This is a genomic window from Gammaproteobacteria bacterium, from assembly GCA_016195665.1.
In the GTDB taxonomy this organism is placed as follows: Bacteria; Pseudomonadota; Gammaproteobacteria; order SURF-13; family SURF-13; genus JACPZD01.
Genome location: JACPZD010000001.1, coordinates 47319 through 66391, shown reverse-complemented (window position 1 = coordinate 66391; position 19073 = coordinate 47319). Strand labels below are relative to the sequence as shown.

At 57.5% G+C, this 19073-nt stretch carries 22 protein-coding genes, 1 tRNA gene and 1 pseudogene; 17 read left to right on the top strand and 7 right to left on the bottom strand.

The window, feature by feature from the left end:
• Positions 1–6 precede the first annotated feature (6 nt).
• From HY028_00355 to HY028_00320, 8 genes are all read left to right on the top strand, one after another.
• Positions 7–1029 (top strand): septal ring lytic transglycosylase RlpA family protein, encoded by a 1023-nt coding sequence (locus HY028_00355; protein MBI3343331.1) that lies wholly within the window; start codon positions 7–9, stop codon positions 1027–1029.
• A gap of 225 nt (positions 1030–1254) precedes the next feature.
• A complete protein-coding gene (locus HY028_00350; GenBank protein MBI3343330.1) occupies positions 1255–2463 on the top strand; it encodes a D-alanyl-D-alanine carboxypeptidase in 1209 nt (402 codons plus the stop codon).
• A gap of 115 nt (positions 2464–2578) precedes the next feature.
• Complete coding sequence (locus HY028_00345) at positions 2579–3457, top strand: D-amino acid aminotransferase (protein ID MBI3343329.1); 879 nt, start codon at positions 2579–2581, stop codon at positions 3455–3457.
• Positions 3450–4166, top strand: a complete 717-nt coding sequence (gene lipB / locus HY028_00340; protein ID MBI3343328.1) for a lipoyl(octanoyl) transferase LipB — start codon at positions 3450–3452, stop codon at positions 4164–4166. The genes HY028_00345 and lipB overlap by 8 nt, the downstream gene beginning before the upstream one ends.
• A 9-nt stretch (positions 4167–4175) precedes the next feature.
• Positions 4176–5135 carry a lipoyl synthase gene (gene lipA, locus HY028_00335; GenBank protein ID MBI3343327.1) on the top strand — a complete coding sequence of 320 codons (960 nt, stop codon included), beginning with the start codon at positions 4176–4178 and terminating at the stop codon, positions 5133–5135.
• A 122-nt stretch (positions 5136–5257) separates the two neighbouring features.
• Positions 5258–6169 carry an HlyD family efflux transporter periplasmic adaptor subunit gene (locus HY028_00330; protein MBI3343326.1) on the top strand — a complete coding sequence of 304 codons (912 nt, stop codon included), beginning with the start codon at positions 5258–5260 and terminating at the stop codon, positions 6167–6169.
• A 2-nt stretch (positions 6170–6171) separates the two neighbouring features.
• Positions 6172–7101, top strand: a complete 930-nt coding sequence (locus HY028_00325; protein MBI3343325.1) for an ABC transporter ATP-binding protein — start codon at positions 6172–6174, stop codon at positions 7099–7101.
• A gap of 5 nt (positions 7102–7106) precedes the next feature.
• Positions 7107–8246, top strand: coding sequence for an ABC transporter permease (locus tag HY028_00320; GenBank protein MBI3343324.1), 1140 nt, complete (start codon positions 7107–7109; stop codon positions 8244–8246).
• Here the strand turns inward: HY028_00320 and HY028_00315 are convergent, their stop codons facing one another.
• Complete coding sequence (locus HY028_00315; protein MBI3343323.1) at positions 8247–9416, bottom strand: spore maturation protein; 1170 nt, start codon at positions 9414–9416, stop codon at positions 8247–8249.
• 101 nt (positions 9417–9517) lie between these two features.
• On the opposite strand from HY028_00315, the gene HY028_00310 reads away from it, so the two are divergent.
• From HY028_00310 to HY028_00300, 3 genes are read left to right on the top strand one after another with little or no spacing between them, the layout of a single operon-like run.
• Complete coding sequence (locus HY028_00310; GenBank protein MBI3343322.1) at positions 9518–9880, top strand: peptide chain release factor-like protein; 363 nt, start codon at positions 9518–9520, stop codon at positions 9878–9880.
• 60 nt (positions 9881–9940) lie between these two features.
• Positions 9941–10234: a type II toxin-antitoxin system HigB family toxin gene (locus HY028_00305; protein MBI3343321.1), complete on the top strand. Its 294-nt coding sequence runs from the start codon at positions 9941–9943 to the stop codon at positions 10232–10234.
• 11 nt (positions 10235–10245) lie between these two features.
• Entirely contained in the window at positions 10246–10623 is a 378-nt protein-coding gene (locus tag HY028_00300; protein MBI3343320.1) for a transcriptional regulator, read from the top strand.
• Between the two features lie 73 nt (positions 10624–10696).
• Here HY028_00300 and HY028_00295 read toward each other — a convergent pair.
• From HY028_00295 to HY028_00280, 4 genes are all read right to left on the bottom strand, one after another.
• A tRNA-Thr gene (locus HY028_00295) sits at positions 10697–10772 on the bottom strand.
• Between the two features lie 170 nt (positions 10773–10942).
• Positions 10943–11374: a transcriptional repressor gene (locus HY028_00290; protein MBI3343319.1), complete on the bottom strand. Its 432-nt coding sequence runs from the start codon at positions 11372–11374 to the stop codon at positions 10943–10945.
• Positions 11375–11429: 55 nt separating this feature from the next.
• The gene (gene thiO / locus HY028_00285) at positions 11430–12515 is read right to left on the bottom strand and encodes a glycine oxidase ThiO (protein ID MBI3343318.1); all 1086 of its coding nucleotides are present in this window, start codon (positions 12513–12515) and stop codon (positions 11430–11432) included.
• Positions 12516–12725: 210 nt separating this feature from the next.
• Positions 12726–13154 carry a type IV pilin protein gene (locus HY028_00280; GenBank protein ID MBI3343317.1) on the bottom strand — a complete coding sequence of 143 codons (429 nt, stop codon included), beginning with the start codon at positions 13152–13154 and terminating at the stop codon, positions 12726–12728.
• A 181-nt stretch (positions 13155–13335) separates the two neighbouring features.
• Here HY028_00280 and HY028_00275 point away from each other — a divergent pair.
• The 6 genes and pseudogenes from HY028_00275 to HY028_00250 all read left to right on the top strand — a co-directional run bounded on the left by HY028_00275 (position 13336) and on the right by HY028_00250 (position 17588).
• A pseudogene (locus HY028_00275) lies at positions 13336–13434 on the top strand (prepilin-type N-terminal cleavage/methylation domain-containing protein).
• Between the two features lie 461 nt (positions 13435–13895).
• Positions 13896–14630, top strand: a complete 735-nt coding sequence (locus HY028_00270) for a prepilin-type N-terminal cleavage/methylation domain-containing protein (GenBank protein MBI3343316.1) — start codon at positions 13896–13898, stop codon at positions 14628–14630.
• Between the two features lie 19 nt (positions 14631–14649).
• Complete coding sequence (locus HY028_00265; protein MBI3343315.1) at positions 14650–16422, top strand: hypothetical protein; 1773 nt, start codon at positions 14650–14652, stop codon at positions 16420–16422.
• 10 nt (positions 16423–16432) lie between these two features.
• On the top strand, positions 16433–17005 hold the full coding sequence (locus tag HY028_00260) for a prepilin-type N-terminal cleavage/methylation domain-containing protein (protein ID MBI3343314.1): 573 nt from the start codon (positions 16433–16435) through the stop codon (positions 17003–17005).
• Positions 17006–17274: 269 nt separating this feature from the next.
• Positions 17275–17421: a hypothetical protein gene (locus tag HY028_00255; GenBank protein MBI3343313.1), complete on the top strand. Its 147-nt coding sequence runs from the start codon at positions 17275–17277 to the stop codon at positions 17419–17421.
• A gap of 5 nt (positions 17422–17426) precedes the next feature.
• The gene (locus HY028_00250; GenBank protein ID MBI3343312.1) at positions 17427–17588 is read left to right on the top strand and encodes a prepilin-type N-terminal cleavage/methylation domain-containing protein; all 162 of its coding nucleotides are present in this window, start codon (positions 17427–17429) and stop codon (positions 17586–17588) included.
• Here HY028_00250 and ispH read toward each other — a convergent pair.
• Positions 17582–18523: a 4-hydroxy-3-methylbut-2-enyl diphosphate reductase gene (gene ispH, locus HY028_00245; protein ID MBI3343311.1), complete on the bottom strand. Its 942-nt coding sequence runs from the start codon at positions 18521–18523 to the stop codon at positions 17582–17584. The two genes, HY028_00250 and ispH, sit on opposite strands and share 7 nt — an antisense overlap.
• A gap of 57 nt (positions 18524–18580) precedes the next feature.
• Positions 18581–19030 (bottom strand): transposase, encoded by a 450-nt coding sequence (locus HY028_00240; protein ID MBI3343310.1) that lies wholly within the window; start codon positions 19028–19030, stop codon positions 18581–18583.
• Positions 19031–19073 lie beyond the last annotated feature (43 nt).

Below are 19073 nucleotides of genomic sequence, written 5' to 3'. Positions count from 1 at the left end.
AAGGGGATGATTAGTATTTTTTCAACGTGCAACGTGCAACGTGCAACGTGCAACCTTTTTGTTGTTGCTTGCTCCTTGCTGCTTGTTACTGTTGTAGTGTCCGGCTGCGGCACCACGCCGCGCCAGACGGGACGCCTGCCAGCGCCGCCTGCAGGGGGCGAAACAGATGGAGCGCCGCTGCAACAGGTTGATTTTGATTCCATCCCGGAACCTGAGCCGCAGATGGAGCCTTACAGCAAATATGGGAATCCACCTTACTATGAGGTTAATGGCCGCCTCTACCATACCTTGAGCAACAGTGCGGGTTATGTGGAGCGCGGGATCGCTTCCTGGTACGGCACTAAATTCCACGGCAGGCGCACCTCGAGCGGCGAGCCCTACGATCTTTATGGCGTCACGGCGGCGCACAAGACGTTGCCGCTGCCGAGCTATGTCCTGGTGACCAATCTGAACAACGGCCGCAATCTGGTCGTGCGCGTCAATGACCGCGGGCCTTTTCACGAGGAGCGCCTCATAGATCTTTCTTACGCCGCCGCCGGCAAGCTGGGCGTTCTGCCCACCGGCACGGCCTTGGTCGAGGTGCGCGCGATTCAGCCCGGCGAGCCGTTGCCCACCCTGGTTGCGAGAGTGGGCGAATCGCCCCCTTACGAAATTCCGGTCGAGCCCGATCAGGCGCCCGTGCCGCTGGTCGCAAGCGCCGATAGCCAGCCGCCGGTGGGGATCGAGGCGGAAGCTTCTCCCATCAAAGAGGAGGTCAAGGAAATTTCCCCTCCTGCGCCTATGCCGGTCCCTGTATCGAAACCTGCGGACCGGATCTATTTGCAGGTCGGCGCATTCAAGAGCCGCGCCAACGCAGAGCAGTTGCGGAATCGGATCGCGACACGGGTACGCACGGCGGTGGAGATCATCAATACGGCCACGTGGTACCGTGTGCGGCTGGGGCCGATGCTGAACAGCGCAGAGGCCGCCGAGGCGACTACCTCGCTTTCTAAGCTGGGCTTGGGGACTCCTCAAAGAGTGAATCAATAGCGGGTTTGTTAGAGAAACTCTGAAAAACATATAGCCAACCCCAAGGCGCCAAGGTCACCAAGAAAAAAGGTTTGAATTGTAAGAAAAAATCTTGGCGTTCTTGGCGTCTTGGCGGTTCAACAGGACACATCAGAGGTTCCCTAGACAGCCGTTCAGGCTGTGCCCTTTCTCAGCGGCTGTAAAAACTGCTATCCTAAGCAGCCAATCTTCCTGGTTTCAACATTCATGATACTTCAGCCAAGACTCTTTTTTTTCACCCTGCTGTGGTTGTGTCTCTCTCAGCCCCTGTTTGCAGCCGAAACGCCGGCTAAAACTCCGCCCGCCACGACTCAGACCGAGGCGCAAACCGCCGCTCAACCGATACCCGCGCCGCCCAGTGTCGCGGCGCGCGCCTATGCGCTCATGGATTTTCACAGCGGCGACATTCTGGCGCAGAACAATGCCGACCAGCGCATGGAACCCGCCAGCCTCACCAAGCTGATGACGGCCTATGCCGTGTTCAAGGAGTTGGCGACGGGCAAGATCAAGCTCACCGATCAGGCGTCCATCAGCGAGAAGGCGTGGCGCACGGAGGGGTCACGCACCTTTGTGAAGGTGAATACCAAGGTGGCGCTCGAAGATCTGCTGAAGGGCATGATCGTTCAGTCGGGCAACGACGCCACCGTGGCCCTCGCCGAACACGCGGCGGGGAGCGAGGAGAGTTTTGTCGCGCTGATGAATCAACACGCCAAAGAGATCGGCATGGAGCACAGTCACTTTACCAACAGCACCGGCCTGCCCGATCCGGAGTTGTATGTTACTGCTGCTGACATGGCCAAGCTTGCGCGCGCGCTTATCCGTGATTTCCCGGAATATTACAAGTGGTATTCGGTCAAGGAGTTCACCTACAACGGCATCACCCAATACAACCGCAACAAACTTCTGTGGCGAGACATCGGCGTGGACGGCGTCAAGACGGGCCATACCGACGCGGCTGGCTACTGCCTCATCGCCTCCGCGAAGCATGATGACATGCGGCTGATCTCCGTCGTGCTCGGCACCGAGAGCGAGAACAGCCGCGCCAAGGAGAGCGAGCAATTGCTCAATTACGGTTTCCGCTTTTACGAAACCCATGCACTGTATGCGGCCGGCAAACCTCTCGGCACGGCGCGCGTCTGGAAGGGCGTCAGCCGCGATCTGCCTCTGGGTCTGAGCGAGGATTTGTATGTCACGGCGCCGCGCGGCCAGTACAAGAACCTCACCGCAGCGTTGGAGGCTGACATGCGCATCATCGCCCCTGCCGGCAAGGGTGAGAGACACGGCGCAGTGAAGGTGAGCCTGGGCGACAAGGTGCTCGCCACGCGGCCGCTGGTCGCTTTGCAGGATATCGCGCAGGGTGGTTGGTGGCGCCGTTGGGTGGATACCGTGAAACTTTGGTTTGCTAAGCCAATTTGATTTCGCACTCCGCGGGGTGAACCCGCGCAGGCGACCAAAGGGGAGAATTGCATCTCTCTCCCTTTGGAAACCCCATTGCATTGCGTCCGCAGCAAGCTGCGGGGTAAGGATTACGATGACGGCTCAGCCTACTGTTTACCTTAATGGAGAATTTCTGCCCCTGGATCAGGCCAAGGTTTCCGTCCTGGATCGCGGATTTATCTTCGGCGACGGAGTCTACGAAGTGATTCCCGTCTATGGGGGTCAGTTGTTTCGCTTGAATCAGCACCTGCAGCGCCTGGACCACAGCCTTGCCGGGATACGACTCGACAATCCACTTGCGTATGACCAATGGAACAGTATTCTGGAGGAGCTGGTTGAGCGTAACGCCACCGAGGTATACGGCGATCAATCTGTTTACCTGCAGGTGACACGCGGGGTCGCCAAGCGCGATCATGCCTTTCCCAAGGGGGTAGCGCCCACGGTGTTTGCGATGAGCAATCCGTTGGCGCCGTTGCCTGCAAGTCTGGCGTCGGAAGGCGTCGCCGCCATCACGCTGGACGACATCCGCTGGCGTTATTGCAATATCAAGGCGATCACCTTGCTGCCGAATATTCTGCTGCGCCAACAGGCCCTCGATGCGAACGCCGCCGAGGCGATACTCATCAGCAACGGCGAGGTGACCGAGGGCGCGGCGAGCAATCTGTTTATCGTAAAGGACAATATCCTTATCACCCCACCCAAGGGGCCGCGTTTGCTGCCGGGGATCACCCGCGATTTGATACTCGAACTGGCGGAGACGCACGGCATCGCCTGCCGTGAGGGCGCCATCCGCGAGAACGAACTGCGCGAAGCCGATGAGGTGTGGCTCACCAGCTCGGCCAAGGAGATCCTGCCGGTGACCCGCCTGGACGGAAAGGCCGTGAGCGGCGGCAAGCCGGGGCAGTTGTGGGCGCGCGTGATCTCGCTTTATCAGGACTACAAGCGCGCCTTGCGGGATGTAGACCGTGCCTGACAACGTGCTCAGGGTACGCCGGCTTGGGCTTCGTGAATACAGGCCTCTGTGGGAGGCGATGCGTGGTTTTACCGATGCGCGCAATGATGCTACTCCGGATGAGCTATGGCTGGTGGAACACCCGCCGGTGTTTACGCTGGGCTATAACGGTAAGACGCAACATCTCATTGCGCCCGGCGCTATCCCCGTGATTCACACCGATCGCGGCGGACAGGTGACGTATCACGGCCCCGGCCAGATGGTCGCGTATGTGTTGTTTGATTTGCGCCGGCGCGGTTGGGGCGTGCGGCAGTTGGTGACGGCGCTGGAGCAGGCGGTGATCGCGTTGTTGAACGAGCACGGCGTCAACGCCGGCACCCGGCGTGATGCGCCGGGTGTCTATGTCGCGGGCGCCAAGATCGCAGCGCTCGGCCTGCGTGTGCGACGCGGCTGTAGTTATCATGGGATCAGTCTCAACGTGGCGATGGACCTGGCGCCGTTCAGCAGGATCAACCCCTGCGGCTACCCGGATATGCCGGTCACCGACCTGCGTAGTCTCGGCATTGTTGCCGGGACGGCCGAGTTGGAACAGATGTTGGCTGCACTGATCGCGCAACAACTGGAATCCACTATTGTGGATGCACAATTACTGACGGAAGGTCGCTTCCGGCATCTTACGTCCCACGACATTAGTACATCTCTATACGTCAAGAGTGTCGCCTGCGCTTGAGAGTTTGATATGGATATGAAAAACAACCAAAGCAAAGACCTGAGCGCACTGAAAGGCGCCGCCAAGATGGCGCGCATACCCATCAAAATCGCACCGACGACAGAGCTGCTGCGCAAACCGGCCTGGATACGCGCCAAATCGCCCAACACTCCGGAGGTGATGCGCCTCAAGGGAATCTTGCGCGAAAACAACCTGCACACCGTATGCGAAGAGGCCTCTTGTCCCAATCTCGGCGAGTGTTTCGGGCACGGCACGGCCACGTTCATGATTATGGGGGCGATCTGCACGCGGCGCTGCCCGTTTTGCGACGTCGCCCACGGGAAACCCGATCCGCTCGATGTCAACGAGCCGGAGCATCTGGCGCGCGTGATCAAGGACATGCGATTGAATTACGTCGTCATCACCTCGGTGGACCGTGACGACCTGCGCGACGGCGGCGCGCGGCATTTTATCGAGTGTATAAAGGCCGTGCGGCAACACTCACCGCAGACCCGGATCGAAATCCTCACCCCCGATTTCCGCGGCCGCATGGACGTCGCTCTGGAAATCCTTACGCAAGCCCCGCCCGATGTCTTCAATCACAATCTGGAGACCGTGCCGCGACTCTACAAGCAAGCGCGCCCGGGTTCGGATTATCAGTGGTCGCTCACCTTGATTAAACGCTTCAAGGCGCTGCACCCGCATATTCCAGCAAAATCGGGTCTCATGCTGGGTTTGGGCGAAGAGATCAGCGAGATCGAACAGGTGATGCGCGACCTTCGCGCACACGACTGTGAGATGCTGACCCTCGGCCAGTATTTGCAGCCCAGCCGCCATCACCTGCCGGTGGCGCGCTTCGTTCATCCCGACGAATTCGACCGGCTCGCCGCGATCGGCGTCGCGATGGGCTTCAGCAATGTCGCGAGCGGCCCGATGGTGCGCTCCTCGTATCACGCCGATCAGCAAGCCGCTCGGGCAACGGCGCTGTAACAATTCCTTCGCCGCTATCCCCAGTCGCGGCGTGTTCTCAAGCGGCGTTGCATGAGGTGGCTGTGATGTTCAGGTCTCTCCATCATTCGGTGTCATTGTTCGTAACCGCCGTGTGCACCCTCATGCTGTACGGTTGTGTAGAAAGTTCCCAAGATACACTACAGGGCTACGCCGAAGGCGAGTATGTGCGGGTTGCCTCCCCTTTTGCGGGTACGCTGGACAAGCTCCATGTGCAGCGCGGCGCAGAGGTTGACGCTAACACTCTCCTGTTCGGCCTCGAACAAGCCAACGAAGCGGCGGCGCGCCGTGAGGCGGAGGAGCGTTTGCGGCGCGCCGAGGCGCAATTGGAAAACCTGAAGAAGGGCAAACGTCCCTCCGAGATTGATGCCTTGAATGCCCAACTCGCCCAGGCCGAGGCGGCGCTCAAGCTCTCCGAGGTGCAACTCAAGCGTTTTGAACAGCTCTTCAAATCCGGCGCAGCCGGCAAGGAACAACTTGACCAGACCAGCGCCGCGCGCCAGCGCGACAAGGCGAGGGTGCAGGAACTGACCGCGCAGATCACCACGGCGCGGCTCGCCGCGCGCGAGGACGAAATCAGCGCCGCACGCGCGGAAGCAGCCGCAGCGCAGGCGACGCTGGCTCAGGCGGAGTGGAGACTTGCACAGAAGACCGTCAGCGCACCGCTCTCCGGTCGCGTGGATGACACACTCTACACTCAGGGCGAATGGGTGCCGGCAGGCAGCCCGGTCGTATCGTTGCTTCCGCCGCAGAATATCAAGATACGTTTCTTTGTGCCGGAACCTCAACTCGCCACGCTGCGCATCGGTCAAACGATACACGTGAACTGCGACGCCTGCGGCGCGGGTCTCGGCGCGCAGATAAGTTTCATCTCCTCACAGGCCGAGTACACACCGCCGGTCATCTACAGCAAGGAGAGTCGCGCGAAGCTGGTGTTTCTGGTGGAGGCCAGGCCTGGTGCGCAAGACGCCGCCAAGCTGCATCCCGGGCAGCCGCTCGACGTCCGCCTGCATTGATTATGGACGCCAGCGCAAATGTTATTGACGTTCGGGGTTTATCGAAACGTTTCGGCGACAAGGTCGCCGTTAAGGACTTCGATCTACGCGTGCAGGCAGGTGAAATCTTCGGTTTCCTCGGCCCCAACGGGAGCGGCAAGACCACGGCCATGCGCATGCTGTGCGGCCTGTTGACGCCGGATGGTGGCAGCGGCGCCTGTCTCGGTTATGACATCATCCGCGAGACCTTGGAGATCAAACGTCACGTCGGTTACATGACCCAGCGTTTCAGTCTCTACGAAGACCTCAGCATAGAGGAAAACCTCGACTTCATTGCGCGCATGTACGGCCTGAAAAACCGCAAGGCCGCTGTCTCCGGAAGTCTGGAGCGTCTCAAGCTCACCGAACGGCGCAAGCAGCTTGCCGGCGCTTTGTCGGGCGGCTGGAAGCAACGCCTGGCGCTCGCCGCGTGCATGCTGCATGAGCCCCGGTTGCTGTTGCTGGATGAGCCGACCGCGGGCGTGGATCCCAAGGCGCGCCGCGCGTTTTGGGAAGAGATCCACCAGCTCGCCGCGCAGGGCATCGCCACCCTCGTCAGCACCCATTACATGGATGAGGCCGAGCGTTGTCACAAGCTGGCCTATATTGCCTATGGCAAACTGCTCACGCACGGCACCGTCAGCGAAGTCATGGAGGGCGCGCGGCTCACCACCTGGGTGGTCAGTGGCGCTGGGGTGGCGGAGCTTGCCCGGCAATTACATGGCCTGCCCGGTGTCGAGCAGGTCGTGGCATTCGGCAATACCTTGCATGTTTCGGGGACCGATGCGGAGCAGTTGCAAAACAGCCTCACTCCGCTCCGGGTGTCGCCGGGGTATAACTGGACGCTGGCTAAGCCCAGTCTGGAAGACGTGTTCATCGGCCTGATGGGCGCTACCCAGGATAGATTTTCATGACGGCCATGACGGCCCGCTATTTTTCCTGGGCGCGTTTCTGGGCGATGGTCTACAAGGAATTTATTCAGATGCGCCGCGACCGGGTCACCTTCGGCATGATGGTGTGTATTCCTCTGCTGCAGCTCATCCTGTTCGGTTACGCGATCAACTCCGATCCGAAGCACCTGCCGAGCGCGCTGTTGTCGGCCGACAACAGCGTGTTTGCGCGCAGCTTCGTACGCGGCATGGAAAACAGCGGCTATTTCCGCTTCGTCGCGCACATCCAAAGCGAGCAGGAGGCCGGCGTGTTACTCGACCGGGGCGAGGTCCAGTTTGTGCTGACCATCCCGGAAAATTTTTCACGCAAGCTGCAACGCGGCGAACGCCCTGTGTTGCTGCTGGAGGCCGATGCGAGCGATCCCGCCGCGACCAGCAACGCTCTTGCCGCGCTCACCACCCTCGGCGCCACGGTGTTGAATCGAGAGCTGCAAGGCGTGTTGCAAGGCCTGCAAGGGCGCAGCGGCCCGTTTGAGATGCGCGTGCAACGCCGCTACAACCCCGAGGGCGTCACGCAATACAACATTGTGCCGGGGCTGATGGGTGTGGTGCTCACCATGACCCTGGTGATGATGACCGCGCTCGCTGTGACGCGCGAAAACGAACGCGGCACCATGGAAAATCTGCTTGCCACGCCGGTGCGTCCCATCGAGGTCATGGTAGGCAAAATTGTGCCCTATATCCTGGTTGGGCTGATTCAGGTCACGCTAATTCTGGGGGTGGCGCGCTTTCTGTTCGAGGTGCCGCTGCTCGGCAGTCTGTGGTTGTTGTACGGCATGGTGCTGTTATTCATTGCTGCCAATCTGATGCTGGGCATCACCTTCTCCACACTCGCCAAGAATCAATTGCAGGCGGTGCAGATGACGTTTTTCTTTTTTCTGCCCTCGATTCTGTTATCAGGGTTTATGTTTCCGTTTCGCGGCATGCCGGGATGGGCGCAAACCATCGGCAGCGCCTTGCCGCTTACGCACTTCCTACGCGCGGTGCGCGGTATATTGCTGAAGGGCAATGGTCTCTTTGAAACCGTTCCTCACCTCTGGCCGGTAGCCTTATTCATGTTCGTAGTGGCGCTGGTGGGCGTCAGCCGCTACCGCGCCACACTGGATTGATTAGCCAAAGAACACATAGCTGACCAAGATCGCGGTAACAATTCCGCCGAGATCGGCGAGCAGCGCGCATGCTACGGCGTGGCGGGCATAGCGGATGCCCACTGAACCAAAGTACACCGCCAGCACATAAAACGTCGTCTCCGTACTCCCCTGGATTACCGAGGCGAGCCGTCCCGCGAAGGAATCAGCGCCATAGGTCTGCATCGTCTCCACCATCACCGCACGCGCACCGCTGCCGGAGAGCGGCTTCATCAGCGCAGTCGGCAAACCCTCCACAAAACGATTATCCATACCCAGCGCATTCACCAGCCAGCGCACCGCGCCGAGCAGCAGGTCCAGTGCGCCGCTGGCGCGGAACACGGCGATGGCGACCAGCATGGCGACGAGATAAGGAATGATGCCGACGGCGATATGGAAGCCGTCCTTCGCGCCCTCGATGAAGGCGTCATAGACGTTAACCTTGTTACGCATTGCACCGAGTAAAAAAACGATGATGAGGGTAAACAGCAAAAAATTACTGGCAACCGCCGACTGGTGCACCATCGCCTCGGCCGGCAACTGCGTGAAATAAAATACTAGACCCGCCACGCATACCGTGATCGCCCCCAAATAGCCCAGCACCACGCGATCCAGGAGATTTATTTTCTGTACCAGCGCCGTTGCGAACAAGCCCGCCATCGTCGAGGCATAAGTGGCAATCAGTATGGGAATGAACACATCGGTGGGGTCGGCCGCGCCTTGCTGCGCGCGATAGGTGAAAATCGTAACGGGGAATATCGTCACCGACGAGGCGTTGATGACCAGAAACAGGATCTGTGCGTTGCTGGCGGTATCCTTTGCAGGGTTCAACTCCTGCAGCTCGCGCATCGCCTTGAGGCCCATCGGCGTCGCGGCGTTGTCCAGCCCCATCATGTTGGCCGACATGTTCATGAGGATGGAGCCCAACGCGGGATGCTGCGGCGGAATCTCGGGAAACAGGCGGCGGAACAACGGCGTCATGAGGCGGGTCAAGAGCCGCAAAAATCCGCCCTTTTCTCCAATGCGCATGACGCCAAGCCACAAGGTCATCACCCCGGTGAGCCCTAACGCGATTTCAAAGGCCGTCTTGGAGGTATCAAATACCGCCCTCATCATCCCGACGAAGATCTCGGCCTGGCCGAGAAACACCATCTTGAAAATCCCGAAGCCGAAGGCGATGAGAAAGAAACCAACCCAAATGGCGTTAAGCTAAAGGTGTTCCCCCCACACTGGTGAGACAGTAAACTACCGGCATGTCCGGCAGAACACAACCTCCCTATGCGCTGGATCGCGCTACCCTGCAACGCGAGGTGCGGATTGATACCTTTCGCGCCAGCGGGCCCGGCGGTCAGCACGTGCAAAAAACCAGCTCCGCGGTGCGGATTACCCATCTTCCTTCCGGCGTAGTCGTGATCGCACAGGATTCTCCGTCACAGCTTCGCAATCGCACCCTGGCCTTCGAGCGTCTCATCAAGAGGCTGCGCGCACTCAACACCGTGCCGAAAAAACGCCGGCCCACCAAGCCGACTCAGGCCTCAAAAAATCGCCGGGTGGCAAGCAAAAAGGTGCGTTCCAAGACCAAGGGTATGCGGGGCAGGGTAGAAGAACTGGATTGACCGGGGTGTAACAATAATCAGGCCTATTGCTCCCATTGCGGGAACATGGTAAATTAACCTATGCGGATTATCGCCTTGTCGAGGTTGCGCGAGTTCTGGGAAAAGCACCCGCAGGCGGAAATCCCCTTGCGTAGCTGGTATGCCGATGCGAGTCGTGCCCATTGGAAAAGTCCGGCCGATATTAAAGCCGCCTATCGCAATGCAAGTTTCCTGGCCGATAACCGGGTGGTATTCAACATTAAGGGTAACGACTACCGGTTGGTGATGGCCGTGCATTACAACCGCGGCTTGATGTTTATCCGCTTTGTCGGCACACACCAGCAGTATGCAAGGATAGATGCCACTACGATTTAACGAGGTGCAAAATGGAACTGAAACCGATTAAAAGCAAACGTGACTATAAGGCCGCTCTCGAAGAAGCCGAAGCGCTGTGGGCGGCGAAGACTGGCACTTCACAAGCCGACCGGCTGGAAGTACTGACGCTGCTGATTGCTGATTACGAAGCCAAACACTATCCGATCTCAGACCCCGATCCGATTGACTTCCTGCACTACGTGATAGAAACGCGGGGACTGACCCGCAAAGACCTGGAGCCCTACATCGGTAGCCGTGGACGGGTCGCGGAAATACTGAATCGCACCCGCCCGCTTACCCTGGAGATGGTGCGCCGCCTGTCGGAAGGGTTGAGCATTCCATCCGACGTGCTGATACAGAAGTACCCGCTGCGCCGCATAGCCGCTTAATCCTTCTGCCAAAGTCCGGCCCGACGGGCGTACACCGCGTGATTTCAGTGAGGCTTGTAAGTCGTTGGTTTTATGGTGCCGGTGAGGGGAATCGAACCTCTGACCTACTGATTACGAATCAGTTGCTCTACCAACTGAGCTACACCGGCCAATTCATATAAAACACGCACAGCGCTTCGGCTCGACACCCTTCGCTCCGCTCTTCCCTCTCCCTTCGGGTGAGGGGATGAGGGTGAGGGCTGTGCATTCTAACGTGAAACAACGCGGGACGTCAGGTTGTGCAGGTTAAAAGTAAGGAGTTTTTGAGACTTGGAGGGGGTTAAGCGTTGTTCCGCACGCGGATGATGACCTCTACGCCCGCCGCGGCCGTTCCCTCAGGCAGGGTCGGCAGGTTTGTGACGGTGACTTGCTCGGAGGGGATGTCCTGCAACAGGCCCGTATCCATATTATAAAAGTGATGATGGGCGCTGAGGTTCGAGTCGTAAACAATCCTGGAGGGATCCACGATGACTTCGCGCAGCAGGCCGTGCTCCACAAATAGCGCCAGGGTGTTATAGACCGTCGCCTTGGAGACCCGCTTATGCTTGCGGTTCACCAGGGTCAGGATCTGCTCGGCCGAGAGGTGCTGCGGCTGGGCGAACAACTGCTGGGCAATCTCCACGCGCTGCTGGGTAAGGCTGACGCCGTGGCTGCGCAGCAGTTCGGTCACCCTGTCGGGACTTATCGTTTGGGGGGCGGAGTAATCCAACATAGGGTCACAGTATAAGCATGGGCTAAACAGTAGTCTATCCCCCATGACGGATTTGTTACTGCATCATCGGCCGGTAGGGGGAAGGATCAACAATAGGCTGTCTGTTCAATAAGATATCCGCAAGCAGGTGCGCCGAACCGGGGGCCATGACGATGCCGTTGCGGAAGTGCCCGGTGGAGATGTATAAGCCCTTGATTCGCGGATGCTCCCCGATATAAGGCACGCCGTTAGGGGACCCGGGGCGTAGGCCTGCCCAGTGCCGCTCAACCCGGTAATCCTTCAGGCTGGGCACGAGCATAGCGGCGAATTGTTTGAGCTGAAGCAGGCCCTCTTCCGTGACGGATTTATCAAAGCCCGCCTGTTCCAGAGTACTTCCTATCAGCAAGCGCCCATCGCGGCGCGGGATGACATAACGCTGTTGGGAAGACAGGATGTGCCTGACCAGCCCCACCGGCGCCTGCATCAGCAGCATCTGGCCGCGCATGGGGGTGACTTGTACTCCCAGCCCCAGGCCCGCGAGCAACGTCCCGCTCCATGCCCCGCCCGCAATGATGACCCGGCTGGCCTGATAATGCCCGCGTCCCGTCTCGACCCCGTTTATATGCCCCGCTTGAACCAGCAAACGCCCGACCTCGGTGTTTTCCTCAATCACCACACCCTGCTGCAACACGCTCTGTTTCAAGGCCTGCAACAGGCGCGGATTGCGGATTTGGGCCACCTCGGGAAACAGCAGCGCAGAACCTGGACGCGGAGCCAGTTCCGGCTCGAGTGTACGCAGGGTGCCGGTGTCGAGGATCTCCAGGGAGGCGTTGTGCTCACCGGCCCAATCCTGAGCGGCGGATTGTTCCGTTTCGTCCAGAATCAACAGGCCGCTGCGGATATATTCCGGGTCTATCCCGGTTTCGTCCAGCAGTTCGCGTGCGAGCGCGGCGTAACGCCGTTGACCCCAGAAGGCCAGCGTGTTGACCGCCTCGGGGTAGTGCCAGGGATACAAAGGGGAAAGAATCCCCCCCGCCGCCCAAGACGCCTCCCGGCCTGTCTTGCCGCGCTCCAGCAGGGTGACCTTCAGGCCAGCCTGGGCCAGTTCGCGGGCGGTCATCAGACCGATGACGCCGCCGCCGATGATGAGACAGTCGGACATTTAGAAGCAGGGGCTAGGGATTAGGGGCTAGGGGACTGTAACATGTGGAGCGGTGGTGCTGTAGTAGGTCAGGCTGCGCAAGCTGTCTGACGCGCTAAAGGCCGAATGAATTCGGCCCTACACGTGTAGGTGCGAATTCATTCGCACGAAAGGGAATTATAAGCCAATGACCCTTAGGGAGGGGAAGAAGAAGTCTGGGTGAAGGAAAAATCAGTTGCGCTTCCAGCACTCGGCGGGATGGGTTCCATCAATGACAGGTCCATTTTGGTTGATCTGGAGATCTCTACAAGTAGTATCGTTGTACTGGCTTTTAGTGGTAACCGCATCCGCTTTTATAGTAAAAGTAATCGCGTTGGGAGTTCCTACAAAGGATAGATTGTAATAACCACCGCTAGTAGTCGAGTTAAATCCTAAACCTGTCGGCGGAGCTGCGGTCAAGTTAGTCGCGTAGGTAGGATAATTCGCTCGCCACTTTTCCTGGGCCAGGGCAATAGCGCTGAGATCGTTAATAGCGTCCGAACGCCGGCTCTTGCGCACTGAGTCCATATAAGACGGATAAGCAATCGCCGCCAGGATGCCGACCACGGCGACGGTGATCATCAGTTCGATCAGCGTGAAACCTGTTTTACGTTGACGCATAGGATGTCCTCGTTATAAGGTTAGCGTACCATTATCGGCCAACAACCGCTCATCTTGAGCCGGTTCCGACGAACGGTAGCATCCGGCCGACGAACGGTAGTACGCTTACTATAATACCCGGCAGTAAATAGATAAACTGGTCTTACCCTGATTGTAAGCCCCAAACCGAGGCGCCATGCGGATAGTCACCCCCCAGCACGGCTTCACGCTACCAGAAATGGTCATCACGGTCGCCGTGCTCGCCATCCTGGCGGCGATAGCGGTTCCTTCCTTCCAAAGCACGATTGATAAACGCCGCCTCATCGGCGCCGCCGAACAGCTCTACGGCGATTTGCAGTATGCTCGCTCGGAGGCGATTAATGGAGATCAACGGGTAGGGGTGTATTTTAGTTTTGGCACTACTAGTTGGTGTTACGGGATAGATGATGATACGACTAGCGCTTGCAATTGCACCGCAACTGTAACTAACTGTACGGTCAACACGGTTGAGAAGGCGTTCAAAAGTGACGGATTTCGGGGGGTTAGTTTAGCTAGTCCTCTCGGCTTTGGAGGAACAGGCCCAGCGAATGAAACAGGCTTTGAGCCACGTCGCGGTCTGCCTATGAGGGCAATTGGGAGCACGTTGGCAGGAGGCACTGTCAGCTTTAGTTCAACAAGTGGCGGGATTGACGTAAAGCTCAGCCCGCAAGGGCGCATCATATTGTGTTCCCCAAGCTCACCTCCTTTATCAGGTTATCCCGCATGCCCACCATGAAGCGCCTACCAGGAAGATTTGGCAAGCTCACCGGTTTTAGCCTCGTCGAGTTGATGATCTCGATCGTGGTCGGGCTGATAGTTGTAGCGGGTGTCATCAGCATATTTTCCAGCACCATTAAAAGTTACACCGACAATTTAAGGATGACTCGCCTCAACCAGGAGTTGCGCGTAGCGATGGATCTCATGGTGCGTGATATTCGCCGGGCGGGATATAGAGGGGACGCCAACGTGGCGTTGATATCTGCCTCAGACCAGAATCCCTATGCTTCAAAGCAGTCTCCTCAGGATCAAGATAATCTGTCTATTACTGGGAGCTGCATTACCTTCTCCTATGATAAAAATGGCAACTACTCTAGTGCTAGTCCTCCCCCCCCAGGTAAAGTAGCACTCGTGGAAACTGAGGACAGGTCTGGTTTCCGGCTACTGTCTGGTGCTATCCAGTGGCGCTACGGTGCTAGTAGCCCATCTACTGTATGTTCTTCCACCACTGGTAACTGGAAATCAATCACAGATGGAAACACAGTAAATATTACTGCCCTTAACTTTAGCTTCGTGCCCTATCCCCCTCCAGGGATCCGGAACACAACCATATCCGGTGCCTTTCGTTATATACGTGGCGTGACGATTACCCTTACTGGTGAGTTGGTAAACGATCCGAACATTAAACGCACGATTACAGAAATGGTAAGGGTGCAGAATGACGCTTATTATTTCCCATAGAAGCCCTGTATTGAACGCAATGTATTCTAGTAATAAAAAGTTGTTCAAACAAACGGGAGCCGCTACCTTAATTGTAGCGATCATTCTATTGTTGGCCATCACCATTACGGTTTTCAGCGCCGCCCGGATAGGCGTTGATGAGCAAAGGACTTCGGCGAACCACATGCGCTCTAATACCGCATTTGAGGTGGCCCAAGCCGGGGTGGAGTATGGGATTAGTTATCTGGAGTCCAATATTTCCGAGATCATTTCGACAGCCCCTGGCGGCTGGGTGAATGCAGGTTCCCCAGCCATATGGACAGCTTGTACCCCCGCCGATACGATGTTGCCTTGTGGAAATGGCACTAATATCTACAATGCAACAGCACCAGCCCCCGGCAGTTGGTTAAGATACACCGTGCCCCCCGCTAACCTGATTCAACAAACCAACTCTGCCTATACCTATACGCTCCACTATTTGACGCCCTGTTTTGGCGGGTGCACAACCGCCACGCCGGCGCCGGCCGTGAACCCTACTGTAATTGTGGTCGCGCAAGCCACTCCCGTTGTCCCGCCAGGCGGCGCCGCTGACCCCTTCGCGGGACGGGCCGTGGCACGTCAAATCGTGCGATCTTATCCAGTGTTGGCACATATACCAGATGCGACTATCACGACGGCGGGTACAATTGGGAACACTGGCAGTATGAATATATGGGGAAACCCGGTTGGGGTTCTAAGCCTTCCAGCACTACCAACACCCCCCAACAATCCCTTAGTGGCTATTGGCACCTATGATCCAAGCTTACCGGAAGGCTTCACCCTCACGCCACCGGGCACGGCTTTTAATGCCACTCGGAATAGTGGAAATAACTACCCTGCTGGTACCACTACGGCATCTTTCACGGCCACAGTCACACAACGGCTTACTACGGGCAACACCACCACTACCACAGTTACGACCGGTACGCCATTATCTATTTGGGTGCGTGAAAATACCGCTGGTGGACTACCTGACGAAGTGCCGATGGGAGGTAGCGCCGCAACTTGTCGGAACATCCCTCACGTGCCCAACAATGCCTGTAGCGGTTATGAGTTGTCTACTTCAAGTAACTTTCCAACAACTTTAAGTAACACAGTAAGACCGCCCCCGTATTCTTATTCCTACAATAATCGTAACATGACGTGGCGTGACGTCCTGGTTGGCTCGCGTGTGTCGAGCTACAACGTATCAACTTACACCTCTCCCACTGGCACAACTGTCTACACTGCCACAACCGTCTGCACGCCCTTCCCCGGTACGACGTCCACCGGGAACCCCCCCAGCTATCCCGGTTCACCTACAGGTCTCTGTAGCTCCCATACAGACCCAGATGATGACATGTTTGACTATGTTTTTGGCATGCCGGATAACCAGTTCAATACAATCAGACGCAGGGCCAACATTGTCTCCAATTGTGGGGATCTTGGGACGCCCGCGAATCCGCCCGGGCTGTATTGGGTAACAGGGGGATGCACGATCAACTCAAACACGGTGGTTGGCAGTCCCACTAGCCCTTATCTGGTCGTGGTGGACGGCAATACCTTGCAGATGAATGGCGGCGCTGAGTTTTATGGCCTGATCTATGTCAGAGGAGGGAGCATATCGCTGAATGGTAGTAACACCCTGTTTGGGGCATTAGTCGCTGATGGGGGTACTTTGAATATCACCGGAAACTTCCAGGCGATCTATGACGCCAACGTACTCAATAATGTAAGTCATCAAACCGGCGGCTTCGGCAAGCTTGGCAATGGCTGGCTCGACAGTCTCGACTAGCCAAGAGATTATGCCTGGCCTGCGCAAAAATAAGGGATTCAGCCTGCTGGAAGTGCTCATCACCTTAATCGTTTTGGGTATGGGTCTTATTTCCCTGGCCATGTTTCAAGGCGCCGTTACAAAGGACAGCAGCCTGGCCAAAGAGCGCTCTATAGCCGTTTATTTGGCTCAACAAAAGATTGAAGATTTGCGCAACTACGCCGCGCTTGAGCCGCCTAGCCCGAACCCGCTTTCACTTGTTGACTATACGGCGATAGGGAACAATCAGGGCGGACTAGTAGCACGAACGGTAACAGGAACGGTTGCTGTACTTAATTCCAACGTGCAATACACTCGGAGTTGGGGTGTCAGGAATTTGTATTATCCCCTGACCCACAATTCCTTACCTACAACAACAGCCCCATCGACACCGCCGGGCTTCCCGTCGCCAATTCCAGACCTTAAGGAGGTCGTCGTTAGCGTCACCTGGCCCGACCGGGATGGCATTACCCCTCCAGACTGTACCCTACCCTTAACATCATCAACATATGACACACGAGTCTGCCTCACAACCTTCATCAGCGCATCCGACCCTAGTCGCTAATACACACGCCACGGGCGCCTCCCCGGCGGCCTGTTACCCCCTTCCCAGTGGCTTTCATCGGCCGTTTCACCACCCGACTGGCGGTAGCTTATCGCCGACGAACGGCATTCAGGCCGCTCCTGCCAGCCCGATAACATAACCAGCGATATGCCGTTTTTCAGAGGCTGGTTATGACAACCCACCTCCCCCGCAAGGCGTGTCATACACTGATACGGACTTTAGCACCACCCGTAACCCTAATGGCGGGCAGACCAAGCCCACCCCTGTCTTTGGGATCGTTGATTTCGGACCATAACATCGAGCAGGTCAACGGAACTTTCAACTCGGTCTATGACGCCGATGTCCTGTTAAGGGCTGGTCAGCAGACCGGCGGTTTCAGTCGTTTGTCGGGAGGCTGGATAGACCAGCTAAAGTGATCGTCATGCGCCTTTCAAAAAACTATCAAAGAGGAGTCAGCCTGATCGAGGTGCTTATCACCCTCATTGTGCTGGGCATGGGCTTGATGTCACTCGCCAAGTTTCAGGGAACGGTGATTAAGGACAACGGCATGGGCAAGGAACGCACCGTCGCCGTTCCTCAGTAACTCTGTAATTCCTTCGGCAACGGAAACACCACGTTCTCGCGCCTGCCCGACATCTCTTCGGCGGTTGAGCCGCCCCATTCTTTAAGCCGGGTGATGACCTCGGCGACCAGTTCTTCCGGCGCCGAGGCGCCTGCCGTTACACCTACCGACGTTTTACCATTTAACCACTCGCGGCGGATGTCGTCCGCGCTGTCTATCAGATAGGCGGGTGTGCCGAGTTTGTCGGAGAGTTCCTTGAGGCGGTTGGAGTTGGAGCTGTTGGGCGAGCCGACCACCAGCACCACGTCGCAGCGTTGGGCGAGTTCCTTGACCGCGTCCTGGCGGTTTTGGGTGGCGTAGCAGATGTCGTCTTTCTTGGGGCCGAGGATAGTGGGGAAGCGTGCACGCAGGGCGTCTATTACCCGCGCGGTGTCGTCCATGGAGAGTGTGGTCTGGGTGACGAAGGCGAGCGCATCGGGGTTTTTGACCTGAAGTTTTTCGACATCCTCAACCGTCTCCACCAGGTGCATCCGGCCCAATTCTTCGGGCTTGTTGTATTGTCCGAGCGTGCCTTCCACTTCGGGATGGCCGGCGTGGCCGATTAAAATACATTCGCGCCCTTCGCGGTAATGGCCCAGCACCTCCATGTGCACCTTGGTGACCAGCGGGCAGGTGGCGTCGAACACCTTGAGGCCGCGCCGCGTCGCCTCTTCACGCACCGCGCGCGAGATGCCGTGGGCGCTGAAGATGACTCGGCCGTCGTCGGGGACCTCGTGCAGTTCATCCACAAAAACCGCGCCGCGCGCGCGCAGCCCCTCGACCACGAATTTGTTGTGCACGACTTCATGGCGCACATAGATCGGCGCACCGAATATATCAAGGGCGCGCTCGACGATGTCTATCGCGCGGCTGACGCCGGCGCAGAAGCCTCTGGGGTTGGCGAGTAGGATGTTCATAATAGTAGGTGCGAATTCATTCGCATTATTCCCAAACACGACCGGCTGAATTCAGCCCTACAGCCAAGCCGTGTCCCAAAGCGAATATTCACCGATATCTGAAACTAGACCGGCGCGTAAAGGGTTCTCGATAATATAACGTGCAAGCTTAGGCAAGTCTTCATCGCGGCGCAGTGCATGATCATAATACGCTTTCTGCCAAATCGAGGCCGTTCTGTGCAAATGGTGGTTTAGTGACCGGGCCGAGCGTGCCTTAAACAGTTTCATGGCGGCTGAGAGGTCTGCAACATCTCCCAATTGAAATAGCCAATGTAGATGGTCTGGCATGAGCACCCATGCAAGAGATTGCAGAAGACCGTCATCGTGCAAGCGTCGCATTTCAGTTACTACGAGTCTGCCGCATGGCATATCGCTGAACAGCTTGGCGCGGTCCATTGTTACGGTGGTGATGCAATAGGCCAAACCCGCACCGGAAAACCGGCCTTTACGCAAATCGTCATAGGGCATATTTATGATCGCGCCGAATAAATTCGGCGCACCCGCAAAAACG